Below are 13,598 nucleotides of genomic sequence, written 5' to 3' on the forward strand. Positions count from 1 at the left end.
GCATCATGCGGGCCGGCGGACCACTCAGTTGGCCATCTTGCCGTAGCGGCCCTTCAGCGCCACGCCGGCGACCATGGCGCCGGCATGGCATTCATAAGTCGTGCTGCTGCGGGTTTCGTTTTTCTTGTAGTAGCTGACGATGTCGTACACCGCATTCGCCCCCAGTGACTTGGCCTTGTTCTGGAAAGCCATCAGCGCGGACAGCGCGGCCCAGCGGCAGGCGACGTCGTCGGCCTTGCCAAAGCCGTTGGTCTTGCGGTTGGACACGTCCTCACCCAGCTGCTCGGTAATGGCCGGGGTCTTCTGTCCGGCCAGGTAGAACTTGACCGAGCCGTCGAGCTTGTCCTTGGCTTCCGGCATGTTCAGCACGTCCTCGAACGGCAGGTGCAGCTCGGTGTCGCGGGCATGGGCCTGGCCGGCCAGCAGCAGGGCAAGCATCGAAAGCGCCAGTGTTTTTTTCATGATTCGTTCATCCTGTTGTCGATTGAAAAGCGGGTCAGTCGCAGCGGCGGAAGATCAGCGAGGTGTTGATGCCGCCGAAGGCAAAGTTGTTGCTCATGACCACGTCGGTTTCCAGCGCGCGCCCGTTCCCGGTCAGGTAGTCGAGCTCGGCACAGGCCGGATCGACGGCGTCGAGGTTCAGCGTCGGCGCAAACCAGCCGGCCCGCATCATCTCGATGGTCATCCAGGCTTCCAGCGCACCGCAGGCGCCGAGGGTGTGGCCCATATAGCTTTTCAGCGACGAGATCGGCATGCGGGCACCGAACACGTCCTGCGTGGCATGCGATTCGGCGACGTCGCCATGGTCGGTCGCCGTGCCGTGCGCGTTCACGTAGCCGATGTCGGCCGGCGCCAGGCCGGCGTCGTCAAGGGCCAGACGCATGGCAACCGCCATGGTGTCCGGGCGCGGCTGGGTCACGTGGCGGCCGTCGCTGTTGGTGCCATAGCCGATGATTTCCGCATAGGGCCGCGCGCCGCGCGCCAGCGCGTGCTCGCGCTCTTCCAGCACCAGCGTGCATGCGCCCTCGCCGAGCACCAGCCCGTCGCGGCGGGCATCGAACGGGCGCGGGGTCAGGGACGGCGTGTCGTTGTGGTCCGCGCTGGCGGCAAACAGGGTGTCGAACACCGCCGCCTCGGTCGCATCGAGTTCCTCGGCGCCGCCGGCGAGCATGGCGACCTGCTTGCCGGACTGGATCGCCTCGAAGGCATAGCCGATGCCCTGGCTGCCTGAGGTGCAGGCGCTGGAGGTGGTCACGATGCGGCCGGTAATGCCGAAGAACACGCCGATATTGACCGCTGCCGTATGCGACATCATCTTGATGTAGGTAGTTGCGCTGATGCCGGCGGTGGTCTTCTCGCTCATCACCGTGCCGAAATCGCCGATCGCGCCCGGCGAGCCGGCCGACGAGCCGTAGGAAATGCCCATGCGGCCCGAACTGACCAGCGGATCGCCATACAGGCCGGCATCACGCAGTGCCAGTTCGCTGGCACGGGTCGCCATCAGCGCCACCGGTCCCATGCTGCGGGTGCTCTTGCGGTGGTACAGCTCGGTCGGCAGGACATACGGCGCGACCGGCGCGCCGACCTGGGTGTTGAGCCCGGCATAATCGGCCCAGGCACTCATGCGCTGCACGGCGTTGCGGCCGGCGCGCAGGCGCGCATGCACCGTTTCCCAGTCATGGCCGAGCGGGCTGAGCGCACCGATGCCGGTAATCACTACGCGCTTCATCCGAGCAGCCCCCCGTTGACCGAAATGACCTGGCGGGTGATATAGGCGGCATCCTCGCCGAGCAGGAAGCGCACGGTGGCGGCGACCTCCTCCGGTTTGCCGACCCGGCGCGCCGGAATCATTTTCAGCGCTTCCTGCAGGATGTCGTCGTCGACCATCTCGGTGCCGATCAGGCCGGGTGCCACGCAGTTCACGGTGATGCCGCGGCTGGCCAGCTCGACCGCCAGCGCCTTGCTGGCGCCGATGATGCCGGCCTTGGCCGCGCTGTAGTTGACCTGGCCACGGTTGCCCATGATGCCGGACACCGACGACAGCGTGACGATGCGCCCCGGCTTGCGCGTCCGCACCATCGGCATGATCAGCGGGTTGAGCACGTTGTAGAACGCGTCGAGGTTGGTGTGAATCACCGCGTCCCAGTCTTCCGGCGGCATGGCCGGGAAGGCGTTGTCGCGGGCAATGCCGGCATTGCAGACCACGCCGTAGTAGCAGCCGTGCTGCCCGACATCGTCGAGCAGCGCCCGGGCAGTCTCTTCGCGCTGGCCGACGTCGAACTGCAGCACGCGCACGCGCCGGCCCAGCGCCGCAATCTGCGCCGCCACCTCATCGGCCTGCTCTCGCCGCTCGCGGCAGTGCAGGACGATATCGTAGCCATCCTGCGCCAGGCACAGCGCAATGGCGCGGCCGATGCCGCGGCTCGACCCGGTTATCAATACGGTCTTGTCAGTCATGTCCTGCTCCCCGCAATCCGGGTTCCACTCGCAAACTCGATGTCATGAATTGGGTAACAATAAAAATCGTCAAAAAAGCAGCCAGCCATCATACAGAAGCCTCTTTCAGTCCGCCCTGACGGCAACGGTGTCTTCGTCGGGGCCGTAGACTGTCAGTGTGGCGGTCGCGACCGTGTCGCCGCGCAGCTGCAGCGCGCACTCGAACTGGCCCAGCCCGTTGTCGGACTGGAAAATCCGGGTCGCCGTCACCTGCAGCGTGTCGCCGGCAAGGAAGCGCGGGCAGCGGCATTCATAGCGCCGCGTACCGAGCAGGAAGCCGATCCGGGGTGTCTCGCCGACGCCGCGCGCCTGCCAGCCGGCCCAGGCGGCGACTGCCTGCGCCATGTATTCCAGCCCGACCCAGCCGCCAACGCCATCGTCGCCGTGAAACAGGTCGTCGGCGCGAATGTCGACTTCCGCCAGCACGCTGTCGCCGTCGCACGTCAGCACCCGGCTCAACAGGCACATGCGACCGGCATGGACCACCAGTTCGGTCACCGGTATCCGGCTCGGATCGGTCATCAGGCTCTCCCCAGCAGCAGCACGGCATTGCTGCCGCCAAACGCAAATGAGTTACTCAGTATCCAGTCCGGCTGGCGACCGAGCCGGCCACCGGCCGGCACCAGGTTCAGCACCGGCAGCGCCGGGTCGGCCACGCCATCCCAGCACTGCGGCGGCAGTTCGCCCTGCGGGTTGTCGTGCAGCAGCAGCCAGCCGATGGCCGCTTCGATCGCCCCGGCCGCGCCGAGCGTATGCCCGGTCAGCGGCTTGGTCGAACTGGCCAGGGTGCCGGCGCCGAACAGGGTGCGGACCGCCAGGCTTTCCATCGCATCGTTCTGCACCGTCGCGGTGCCGTGCAGATTGATGTAGTCGACCTGGCCGGGTTCGATGCCGGCCCGCGCCAGCGCCTCGCGCATGGCGGCCAGCGCCCCGGCGGCGGACGGATCGGGGGCGGAGATGTGGTGCGCGTCGGACGATTCGCCCCAGCCGGCCAGCCGCACCCCGCCCGGCTCGCGGCTCATCAGGAACAGCGCCGCGCCCTCGCCGAGGTGAATGCCGCAGCGGTTGGCGCTCATCGGGTTGCAGCGTCCGGGGCTGACCGATTCCAGCGCAGTAAACCCGGCCAGGGTGAAGCCGCACAGGGTGTCGACGCCACCGGTAATGACCACGTCGCACAGCCCGGCGCGCAGCAGCCTGGCCGCACTGGCGATGGCTTTTGCACCGGACGAGCAGGCAGTGGACACCACCAGCGCCGGTCCGGCCAGCCCGAGCAGTCCGCTCAGCGCCAGCGCGGGCGAGCCCAGTTCCTGCATGGCGAAATCATAATCGGCCGGCAGGGCGCCGCCGGCATGAAACGCCCGCGCCGCCCGTTCGCTTTCGGCAATGCCCGAGGTGCTGCTGCCAAGCACGACGCCGATCCGCTCCGGTGCATGACGCGCCAGCGCGGCATCGACCGCCGGGCGGATCTGCGCCAGCGCGGCCAGCATCAGTGCGTTGTTGCGGCTGCGCCGGGCGGGCGGCAGCAAGGACAGGTCGGCGTCAGCCACCGTCACCCGTCCCAGCAACCGTGGCTGCCCCGGCGAATCGCATTCGTCCAGGCTGCCGGGCAGCGGCGTCCGGCCCAGCATGGCGTCGCGCAGCGCCGCCTTGCCGTTTCCGGCGGCGCAGACCACGCCCAGTTCGTTCAGGTAGACCGCGGCGCTCATGGCGCTTCCTCCGGCTGCAGGGCAGATTCGATGCGCAGCCGGTAGTGCTCGGCCACATTGTCCAGTTCGGCCGTGCCGATCCAGCGTGGCGCGCCGGCGGCATAGCGGATGTTCACCACGGCGCTGCCGTCCCGGCTGCGCAGCACGCGCGCCCGTTCCGACTCGTCCAGCGTCCAGCCCGGCGGCAGCGCCGCCTGCAGCGCGCTTGCCGGCCAGTACACCAGTTGCACGTCGCGCAGCACATGCGCGGCGTCGACTTCCATCGGCAGCAGCGGATGACGCTGGCTGCGCAGTGTCTTGCCGTCATAGTCGAGCGTCAGCACGCGCTGGTTCATGACGAAACCGGCCAGCCGGACCCGTGCCGGGTCCAGTTCCAGCAGCACGTCGATGCTCCTGCCGGTCGATGCCGCCTCGCCACCGTTGCGCGGCACTTTCAGCACCGTCAGGCGCTGGACCAGGGTCAGCGAACTGCCGAGCGTGGCCGGTGCCAGCTGCAGCGGCGGCACGGCCGCGACCGGCGCCGGCGAACGCGTGGCGCAGCCGGTCAGCAACAGCAGGCAGAGCACGCCGCAGCAGCCCCATCGGTTCACGCGCCTCATGGCGTCCTTTCTTTTTGCCGCGCCGGCCCCGAGCAGAACATCGGCGCCAGCAGCCAGGCCAGGCCGATCCCGAGCAGCATGGTCAGCCCGAAGGCGCGCAGCGCCGGGGTGTGCGACAGCGCCAGCAGGCCGAACGACAGCAGGGTGCACGCCGCCCCCAGGGTGACCGACAGGAACGGAGCGCCGGCATCAGGGTCGGGCTGCTCCTGCAGGAAAATGCCGTAGTCCACGCCCATGCCGAGGATCAGCAGCAGGGCCAGGACATTGAACAGTTGCAGCGGCTGGCCGAACAGGGCGAGCACGGCGAGGGTCAGCAGGCTGGCCAGGGCGGTCGGCAGCAGCGCCCGCCACGCCTTGCGGCCGAAGCGACGCCACAGTGCCGCCAGCACCAGCAGGTAACTCGCAAGAATGACGCCGCCCATGATCTGCCGGTACCGGCTCAGCACCGACGACACTTCCGCCACCTTGTCGACCCAGCGCACGCCGGGCAGTCCGTCGGCCAGTGCCGCCAGACGCGGCAGGCGATCGGGCGAGTCCACGCCGCGCAGCATGATCACGCTGGCGTAGCCGCCATCGAGCCGGCCCAGCCACAGCGGCCGCAGCGGTTCGGAGACCGGCGCGGCCAGCCAGCGCGCCAGGGTCATCAAGGGCACCGGGCCGGCAGTGCGGGCGGCGGCCGGGGTTTCTCCCAGTCGCTGCGTGGCCAGCGCGATGACCCCGCCGTCGCCATCCAGCGTCCGGCGCAGCAGCGCCACACTGGCGCGCTGGCGGGCCGCCGACGGCACCCAGTCGGAGACCGCCTGATAGCCGCGTATCCAGCGTGCGCCGACCAGCGCGTCCAGCCGGGCCTTCAAGGCTTCTTCCCGGGCCAGCACCTGGTCCGGCGTGGCCCCGCGCACCAGGTAGAACTGGGCCGGGCTCGGCAGGTCGAGCAGGCGGGAAATGGCCAGTTGCTGTTCGATCAGCGTCGCCGGCGAGCTCTGCAGCAGGCGGATGTCGTCATTCGCCTGCAGGCGCCAGCCGCCCCCCAGCAACAGGCCGGCCAGCAGCAGCGCCAGCAGCAGTGTCGCCCGGTTGCGACCGACGCGCGGCCAGTAGCGGCGCGCACGACCGATGGCAGCGGACAGCGGCGTCACCGACATGTAACCGCGTTCAAGGAACGGGAACCACAGCATGACGGTCAGGAACGAGGCCAGCAGGCCAACGGCGGAAAACACCGCCATCTGCTTGAGGCCGGGAAATGGCGTCAGCGCCAGCGCCAGATAGCCGATCAGCGTGGTCAGCAGCGCCAGCCCCATCACCGGCGCCTGCTCGCGCACCATGCGCCAGCGTGAGGCCGGCGGCTGGCCGAGCCGGCCGGCAAAATAGTTGGTGCCGTAGTTTTCAGCCACGCCGACCAGGCTGGCGCCGAATACCAGTGTCAGCAGATGCAGCCGGCCAAACAGTGCGGCAGTGACCGAGATGGCAGCCAGCAGGCCGACGCCGATGGCCAGGGTCACCAGCACCCGCGGCCGCAGCGCGCTGAAGGCGAACACGGTCAGCAGGATGATGCCGGCCAGCGAGCCGAAACCGATGGTGTGCACTTCTCGCTCGGCCTGGCTGGCCGCCGCCGCCGCATGCAGCGGGACGCCGGCGCTGAGCACGCGCACGCCGGGCGCGGCCTGCTGCGCGGCCTGCGCAGCGCGTTCCAGCCACGGCATCAGCGCTTGCTGGGCGGAGATCGAGAACGCCGGCCCCTGCTGCTCCAGCATCAGGACCGCATGGGCGCGACCGTCCACCTGCAGCGACAGCCGGCCGTCGGCCGGCCGCACCCGGCTGTCGGCCGCACGCTCGGTCAGCCAGTCGCCATACAGGTTCAGCGGGTCCTCGATCCACGGCCCCAGCCGCGGCATGCCGACCGGGCGGTACAGCGCGGCGACGGCATCGTCGGCCAGCGCCTGCGGCGACCGGCTCGCCAGCCGCTCCGCCTGGCGCGCACTGAGCAGGGCCTGCCGGTACGGCGCAAAGAACGACAGCCAGTCGTCGGCCATCCGGTCGCTGACCCGGTATTGCAGCGCCAGCGGCAGGCGCGCCGAGGCCAGCACGGCCGCATAGGCATCGCCGGCGCGGCGGGCGTCAGCCCAGTCGTCAGCGCCGACCAGCACCACGATGCGCCGGGTGGCCGCATCGGCCAGGCGACGGGTGGCCTGCTGCACGGCCGGGTCGCGCTGGTCCTGCGGCAGCATCGCCAGCACGTCGGTGTCCAGTTGCAGCCGGTCGCCGGTCCACAGCCACAGATTGTGCCCGGCGACCAGCGCGACCAGCAGCAGCCAGAGCAGCGCCAGCCGGCGCATCAGCGGGGAGGCGGCGTCAGTCAAACCGGGCGGCCTCTTCGGCAGTCAGCGCGGGCGGCGTGCTGCGCAGCGCGGAGAACTGGATATGCGTGCTGTCGCCATTGCTTTCGTCGATGGTGATCTGGCGCACGTAGCGGTCACCGGACAGGTCTACCCGGCGCATGCTCTTCGCCAGTGCCGCATGGCGCGGCGTCAATGTCAGCGACCACGACTTGCCGGACAGCTTGCCGTCGATGGTGAAGTATTCCTTCAGCGCCAGCACATCGCCGCCGAGCAGCGAGAACATCAGGTTGTTGATGACCCGCACCGACGGTTCGCGGCCGGCGTCGAGCTGGAAGGCAACGCGGCCATCCTGGGTCGCCACGATTTCATTGCGCGTCATGCGCAGCTCGCCGGCGAAGGGTTTGCGGGTGTGCCACAGCACCCCGCGCTCGCGCGAGACCAGGAAATCCCCGTTCGACGCCAGCGGCTTCCGGAAGCCGGCCACCGACTTGCTCTGGGTGAAATCCCCGCGCAGCAGCGCCGGTTGCGCGAGTCGTTCGCGTACGCCGGCCACCAGATCGGCGGCCTGGGCCGCACCGACCGCCAGCCACAGGGCCAGGCCCAGCCACAGCCGTCTCATGCCACCTCCACGCCGAGTTTTTCCCACAATACCGGCGGGCAGACGTAGCACATCTCCCCGCTGTCGAGACCGACCGCCACCTGGATGGTCCAGGCCTCGTTCAGCTTTTCGCCGCTGTCGGCATCGGTCATCCGGTAGTCGATCTTCAGCCGGTTTTCCCATTCGACAATGCGGGCACGCAGCCGCACGCGCTGGCCGTATACCAGCGGCCGGACGTACTTGAGCCGCATGTCCACCACCGGCCATGCATAGCCGGACGCCCGCATCTGCGGGTAGTCGTAGTCGAAGCGCGCCAGCAGCGCGCAGCGGGCGATTTCGAGGTAGCGGACGTAGTTGCCATGCCAGACCACTTCCATCGGGTCGAGGTCATGGAAGGCCGGCGTCAGTTCGATCTCGTGACTCAGCTCAGTCGTCATACAGGCTCCAGGCTTCGGCGCGGATCGCCGTCAGCAGCGATTGCAGTTCTCCGTCCAGCGCGCGGTCCTCGACGATCAGCGGGATGCGCGCGGCCAGATCGTCCAGCGTGGCGGCCAGTACCGGGCTGAGGTCGGGGTCGTGCCGCAGCCGCAGCGCCACGCCCTGGCGGGCGCAGATCAGCATGGCGGCCAGCACCTGTTCGGACAGTTCCAGCACCCGCAGGCAGTCGCGGGCGGCGATGGTGCCCATGCTGACCTTGTCCTGGTTGTGGCACTCGGTCGAACGCGAGAACACCGAAGCCGGCATGGTCTGTTTCAGCGCTTCGGCGGTCCATGCCGACACGCTGATCTGCAGCGCCTTCAGGCCATGACTGATGGCGGCGCGCGGTCCGGTCGCCGCACTCAGGTTGCCGGGCAGGCCCTGGTTGTAGCGGGTGTCGACCAGCAGGGCCATCTGCCGGTCCAGCAGGTCGGCGACATTGGCCACCGCATTTTTCAGCCCGTCCATGGCAAAGGCGATATGCCCGCCATAGAAGTGGCCACCATGCAGCACCTTGCCGTGGTCAACGTCGATGATCGGGTTGTCGTTGGCGCTGTTCAGCTCGTTCTCGATCATCATGCGGAAGAACGGCAGCGCCTCTTCCAGCACGCCGATCACATGCGGCGCGCAGCGCAGCGAGTAGCGGTCCTGCAGCCGGCGTTCATTGCGCGCCGGCCGGTCGCTGGCCAGGTCGGCACGCAGGCGGGCGGCGGTCAGTTGCGGTCCGGCGTGCGGTTTGACGGCAAACAGCGCCTGATCGAAGTGGTAGGCGTTGCCGGCAGCGGCAAAGACATTCAGCGCGGTGATGCGGGTCGCCAGCCGGGACAGGTAGTCGGCGCGGCGCCAGGCGAGGCAGGCCAGCGCCGTCATCACCGCGGTGCCGTTCATGATCGCCAGTCCTTCCTTCGGCCGCAGCGTCAGCGGCGCGACGCCGATCGCGGCCAGCGCGTCGGCGGCGGCGCACGGCTCGCCACGGAACCAGACCTGCCGCTCGCCGCACAGCACCGCGGCCAGGTAGGACAGTGGTGTCAGATCGCCACTGGCGCCGACCGAACCTTCGGCCGGAATCATCGGCAGCACGTCATGGCGGAGCAGGGTTTCGATCTGTGCCAGCAGGGCCACGCTGACGCCGGACGCGCCCTGCGACAGCGATGCCAGTCGCGTCGCCAGTACGGCACGGGTTTCTTCCGGGGTCAGGAAACGCCCGGCGCCGCAGCCGTGATAGGTGTACAGCCGCGATGGCAGCTCGGCCACCAGCTCCGGCGGCACGGCGACGGTGCACGAGTCGCCATAACCGGTGGTGACGCCGTAGACCACGCCGTCCTCGGCCAGCAGGCGGTCAAGGAAATCGGCGCCGGCGGCGATGCGCTGGCGGAACGCCGGGGCAGGCGACAGCACGGCCGCGCGCTCGCGGCGACTGATGGCGACAATGTCTTCCAGGGTCAGGCGGCTGCCGTCGAAGCAGACGGCGTTATCAGGTTGATCGGACAGCATGGGGCAAGGCTTTCTGTTCCCAGAACGGGAAAAAATTGAACCAGTCATAAGGCGATGCCGCCAGCAGCGCGCCCAGCCGTCCGGCATAGCGCGATGCCTGTGCGGCCAGCGCCTGCTGGCGCTGCTGGCGTGGCAGCACGACGCGCCCGGCCAGCAATTCGAAATGCAGGGCATAGCCCTCGCCGTCGTGCAGGCAGCCCAGCAGGTACAGCGGGCACTTGAACAGCGAGGCCAGCAGATACGGACCGACCGGGAAGGCGGCGTCATGGCCGAGGAACGGGACGGTCACGGTCTGGCCGGAGCCGACCGGCACCCGGTCCCCGGCAATGACCACGTATTCGCCGGCCTCGACCCGCTCCGCGAGCATGACGGCCGTGGCCGGGCCCAGTTCGCTCACTTCGAGCAGGGTCAGCGCGGTATCGGGATTCAGTCGCCGCAGCACCCGGTTGAACTGTTCGGCATGGCGGGTATGCACCAGCACGGTCAGTTTCAGGGTCTCGGTCCGCTCGGCCAGCGCACGGCACAGCTCCAGGCAGCCGACATGCGCGGTGACAATGACGCCGCCCTGCCCGGCACGGATCGCGGCCAGGATCGGTTCGGCACCGAGGGTGCGCACGCGCTGCAGCGGGTAGCGGCCGGCAACGGCCAGCAGCTTGTCGAGCAGGGTGTCGGCAAAGGTCAGCAGATGGGAAAAGGTGTCGCGGCGGCGGGCCGGCCGGCCGAGGGCACCGGTTGCCGCCTGCAGCCGGTCCAGATACTGGCGCGACTGCGCACGCACATCGGGACGCCCCAGCCAGTAGGCGAGCACGACCGGGTACAGGCAACAGCGGAACAGCCGCCGGCCGAGCAGGCGCTCGATGCCGTACAGCAGCCAGATGCCGGCGACGAACGTGTTCTCGCCCAGCTCGGCCCAGTGCGCGCCGCGTTCGCTCATCGGCGCAGTCTCCGCCACAGCAGCAGCGGCGCGCGCAGCAGCATGCCGGCGAACAGCCCGGCATGCAGCCGGGAAATCAGCACGTTGTCGCGCAGTACCCGAAAGTGCGACACGCCGTCTTCCGGATAGCGCACCCGTGTCGGCAGACTGACGATGCGCAGCCCGCGCCAGACCAGACGCACCAGGATCTCGATGTCGAAATCCATGCGCCGTCCAAGCCGGACCGTATCCAGCAGCGCCAGCACCGGCGCCAGCGGATAGACGCGATAGCCGCACATCGAGTCGCGGATTTCCAGCGACAGGGTGTTGATCCACACCCATACATGGGTCGCGTAACGGCCATACAGCCGTCCGGCCGGCACCGAGGCGTCGTAGACCGGGCAGCCGCAGATCACCCGCTGCGGATACTGTTCGGCCAGCGCCAGGAAACGCGGAATGTCATCGGTGTCATGCTGGCCATCGGCATCGATCTGCAACGCCTGCCGGTGGCCCAGGCGTGCGGCCTCGCGCAGGCCGGCCATGACCGCCCCGCCCTTGCCCTGGTTGCTCGCCAGCCGCAGCAGGTGAACGCCGTCGGGGTCGGCGGCGGCCAGCGCATCCAGCGCGGCGGCGCAGGCGGCGTCGCTGCCGTCGTCGACCAGCACGCAGAACAGGCCATGACGGCGCACGCCGGCCAGCACCTGGCGTACGGCATCGCCATGGTTGTAAACCGGGATCACGGCGCAGACCGTCATGCCGTCTCTCCAAAAAGGATCCGCCCGCCGGCATGCCGGCCGGCATCCGAGTCGAAGGCGAAGGTCAGCGAGCCCCGCGCCGCATCGAAGTCCAGCGTCAGCGTCAGCACGCTGTCAGGCACGATCACCTGCTGGAACTTCAGCACTTCCAGCCGCTGCACGGTCGCCGGCAGCGGAAACAGCTCGCGGCCGAAACGGATCGCCCACTCGATCTGGGCGATGCCGGGCAGGATGGGCCGGCCGGGGAAATGGCCGTCGAAGTACGGGAGGCCGGCCCCGGCGCGCAGCCACAGCCGGACGGACTGCGCCTCGCGCGCCAGCAGGCACACGTCGGGCCGGCGCGGGTCGAACCAGCGCGTCAGCGCCGCCTGGGTGATCTTGCCCTGGCTGTCGGCCGGCAGCGCCCAGCCGTAACGCCAGTGGCGCGGCAGCACGCTGGCTTCCACATCGCACGCCAGCCACTGCCGCAGCCGGCGACCGAAGGCGCCGCGCCCGTCGGCAACCAGCGCCGCGCGACCGGCGGCACTCGGCACGGCGGCGACGCCGAGCCGTTGCCGCGCGCCGTCCAGCGGCAGCACGCGCACTTCGTCGAGCAGGCCGGACGCCAGCAGCCGCTGTTCCATCGCCGTCAGCGAGACGCGCTTTTCCTCGATCTTGACGATGCGGTCCTGACGGCCCAGCAGCAGGAAACCGTCGCCATGCGGCCGGGCATGGTCGGCGGAGCGGAACCAGTCGTCATCGGGCAGGTTCGGCGAACGCACCCACAGGGTGTCCTCGTAACGCAGCGTGACCGCCGGGAACGGCAGCCAGCCGGTGGCGTCGTCGCGTTCGCGCTGACGCCAGGCGATGCCGCCGGTTTCCGAGCTGCCGTAGACCTCGATCGGCGCCTGGCCCAGCAGTTCACGGCACACCGGCACGGCGTCGTCCGGCAGCGGACCGCCGGACGAGAACACCGCCCGCAGGCCGCGCGTGGCTGTTGCCCAGTCCAGCCCGGACGGCAGCCGCTTCAGGTGCGCCGGGCTGGCGACCAGCACTGCCGGCTGGCCAGCCAGGGCGGCCACGATGTCCTCCGGATACGCATGCCGGGCGGCAATGAACGGGCGACCGCTGGTCAGCGGCCACAGAATGCGGAACAGCAGGCCGTAGATATGCTGGTGCGAAACGGTAGCAAATACCGGTGCCTCACCCAGCAGCCCGTCCCAGCAGGCGGCCAGCGTGCCCACTTCGGCCATCATCTGCCGCAGGCACTTGCCGATGGCGGCCGGTACCCCGGTGGAACCGGAGGTATGGATCACCAGCGCGGAAAAATCAGGGTCCAGCGGCTGCCAGTCCGGTGTGGCGGCCCCGCTCAGCGGCGTCAGCGGCAGACAATCGGCCGGCAGATCGCCGGCAAAGCGGTCGACCTCGTCGCGCAGTCGGGCCAGCGTGCCCGGCTGCGCATCGGCCGGCAGCACCACGGTCTTGCCGGCATGCCAGGCACCGAGCAGTGCGCAGGCGAAGTCGAAGCTGTCGTTGAAGTACAGCGCCACGGTCGGACCGGGCTCGGCGGCAAAGGCCGCGTGCCAGTCTGTGCAGCCACGCAGCAGGGCGGCGTAGTCGAGCCGGGCGCCATCGCGCCAGGCGACCGTGCTGTCCGCGGCGCGGCCGCGCGTCAGCAGGGTATCGAGTGTCAGGCGTTCAGGCATGGTTCCTCCCTGCCCTGACCCGCCGCCGCACCAGCCATTCACCGGCGAACAGCACGCCCATCAGCAGGTAGGAGATCAGGCCGTTGTACAGCGCCCAGGTGGCGGCATCGCCCCACAAGGCGGTCAGCAGCGAGAGGCTGCCGTTGAACAGAAAAAATCCGCACCAGACCTGGGTGACCTTGCGGGTGTAGCCGACGGCCTCGGGCGGAAAATCCGGTTCCATCCGTCGCGCCAGGCGCTCGATCACGCTTTGCGGGCTGTACAGGCTGGCCGCGAACACCGCCAGCAGCACGGCATTGATCAGCAGCGGATACAGTTTCAGCGGCCAGGCCGCGTTGGCCAGCAGGCCGGCCACGGCCAGCACCAGCGTGCCGGCGGCCACCACCAGCCAGACCCGGTCGCGTTGCCGCCAGGCGCGCAGCAGCGCCACCGCCACCAGCGGCACGGCCAGCCAGCGCGGCTCGACCAGTCCGAGACCGAAATAGACGATCAGCGGGTAGGCGAGCAACAGCAACGACGCGAGCAGCGTGGTCATGGGC

Annotated in this window: 14 protein-coding genes; all 14 read right to left on the reverse strand. The window is 69.3% G+C overall.

Features of this window, described 5'->3' with window-relative positions:
- Positions 1–24 precede the first annotated feature (24 nt).
- Entirely contained in the window at positions 25–462 is a 438-nt protein-coding gene (locus Q352_RS0111780; protein ID WP_028499518.1) for a hypothetical protein, read from the reverse strand.
- A 34-nt stretch (positions 463–496) separates the two neighbouring features.
- On the reverse strand, positions 497–1,729 hold the full coding sequence (locus Q352_RS0111785) for a beta-ketoacyl-ACP synthase (protein ID WP_028499519.1): 1,233 nt from the start codon (positions 1,727–1,729) through the stop codon (positions 497–499).
- Positions 1,726–2,457: a 3-oxoacyl-ACP reductase FabG gene (gene fabG / locus Q352_RS0111790; RefSeq protein WP_028499520.1), complete on the reverse strand. Its 732-nt coding sequence runs from the start codon at positions 2,455–2,457 to the stop codon at positions 1,726–1,728. The genes Q352_RS0111785 and fabG overlap by 4 nt, the downstream gene beginning before the upstream one ends.
- Before the next feature lie 105 nt (positions 2,458–2,562).
- Positions 2,563–3,018 carry a hotdog family protein gene (locus Q352_RS0111795; protein ID WP_036386131.1) on the reverse strand — a complete coding sequence of 152 codons (456 nt, stop codon included), beginning with the start codon at positions 3,016–3,018 and terminating at the stop codon, positions 2,563–2,565.
- Entirely contained in the window at positions 3,018–4,202 is a 1,185-nt protein-coding gene (locus Q352_RS0111800; protein WP_028499522.1) for a beta-ketoacyl-ACP synthase, read from the reverse strand. Before Q352_RS0111800 ends, Q352_RS0111795 begins: the two co-directional genes overlap by 1 nt.
- Complete coding sequence (locus tag Q352_RS0111805; protein WP_028499523.1) at positions 4,199–4,801, reverse strand: DUF3261 domain-containing protein; 603 nt, start codon at positions 4,799–4,801, stop codon at positions 4,199–4,201. Before Q352_RS0111805 ends, Q352_RS0111800 begins: the two co-directional genes overlap by 4 nt.
- The gene (locus Q352_RS0111810) at positions 4,798–7,158 is read right to left on the reverse strand and encodes an MMPL family transporter (protein ID WP_028499524.1); all 2,361 of its coding nucleotides are present in this window, start codon (positions 7,156–7,158) and stop codon (positions 4,798–4,800) included. The genes Q352_RS0111805 and Q352_RS0111810 overlap by 4 nt, the downstream gene beginning before the upstream one ends.
- On the reverse strand, positions 7,151–7,756 hold the full coding sequence (locus Q352_RS0111815) for an outer membrane lipoprotein carrier protein LolA (protein WP_028499525.1): 606 nt from the start codon (positions 7,754–7,756) through the stop codon (positions 7,151–7,153). Before Q352_RS0111815 ends, Q352_RS0111810 begins: the two co-directional genes overlap by 8 nt.
- On the reverse strand, positions 7,753–8,172 hold the full coding sequence (locus Q352_RS0111820) for an acyl-CoA thioesterase (RefSeq protein WP_028499526.1): 420 nt from the start codon (positions 8,170–8,172) through the stop codon (positions 7,753–7,755). The genes Q352_RS0111815 and Q352_RS0111820 overlap by 4 nt, the downstream gene beginning before the upstream one ends.
- Entirely contained in the window at positions 8,162–9,706 is a 1,545-nt protein-coding gene (locus Q352_RS0111825) for an HAL/PAL/TAL family ammonia-lyase (RefSeq protein ID WP_028499527.1), read from the reverse strand. Before Q352_RS0111825 ends, Q352_RS0111820 begins: the two co-directional genes overlap by 11 nt.
- Positions 9,687–10,640, reverse strand: a complete 954-nt coding sequence (locus tag Q352_RS0111830; RefSeq protein ID WP_028499528.1) for a lysophospholipid acyltransferase family protein — start codon at positions 10,638–10,640, stop codon at positions 9,687–9,689. The genes Q352_RS0111825 and Q352_RS0111830 overlap by 20 nt, the downstream gene beginning before the upstream one ends.
- Complete coding sequence (locus Q352_RS0111835; protein ID WP_028499529.1) at positions 10,637–11,374, reverse strand: glycosyltransferase family 2 protein; 738 nt, start codon at positions 11,372–11,374, stop codon at positions 10,637–10,639. The genes Q352_RS0111830 and Q352_RS0111835 overlap by 4 nt, the downstream gene beginning before the upstream one ends.
- Positions 11,371–13,059 (reverse strand): ApeI family dehydratase, encoded by a 1,689-nt coding sequence (locus tag Q352_RS0111840; RefSeq protein WP_028499530.1) that lies wholly within the window; start codon positions 13,057–13,059, stop codon positions 11,371–11,373. Before Q352_RS0111840 ends, Q352_RS0111835 begins: the two co-directional genes overlap by 4 nt.
- Positions 13,052–13,594 (reverse strand): COG4648 family protein, encoded by a 543-nt coding sequence (locus tag Q352_RS0111845; protein WP_028499531.1) that lies wholly within the window; start codon positions 13,592–13,594, stop codon positions 13,052–13,054. The genes Q352_RS0111840 and Q352_RS0111845 overlap by 8 nt, the downstream gene beginning before the upstream one ends.
- Positions 13,595–13,598 lie beyond the last annotated feature (4 nt).

Origin of the sequence: Microvirgula aerodenitrificans DSM 15089 (genome assembly GCF_000620105.1) — a bacterium.
Classification (GTDB): domain Bacteria; phylum Pseudomonadota; class Gammaproteobacteria; order Burkholderiales; family Aquaspirillaceae; genus Microvirgula; species Microvirgula aerodenitrificans.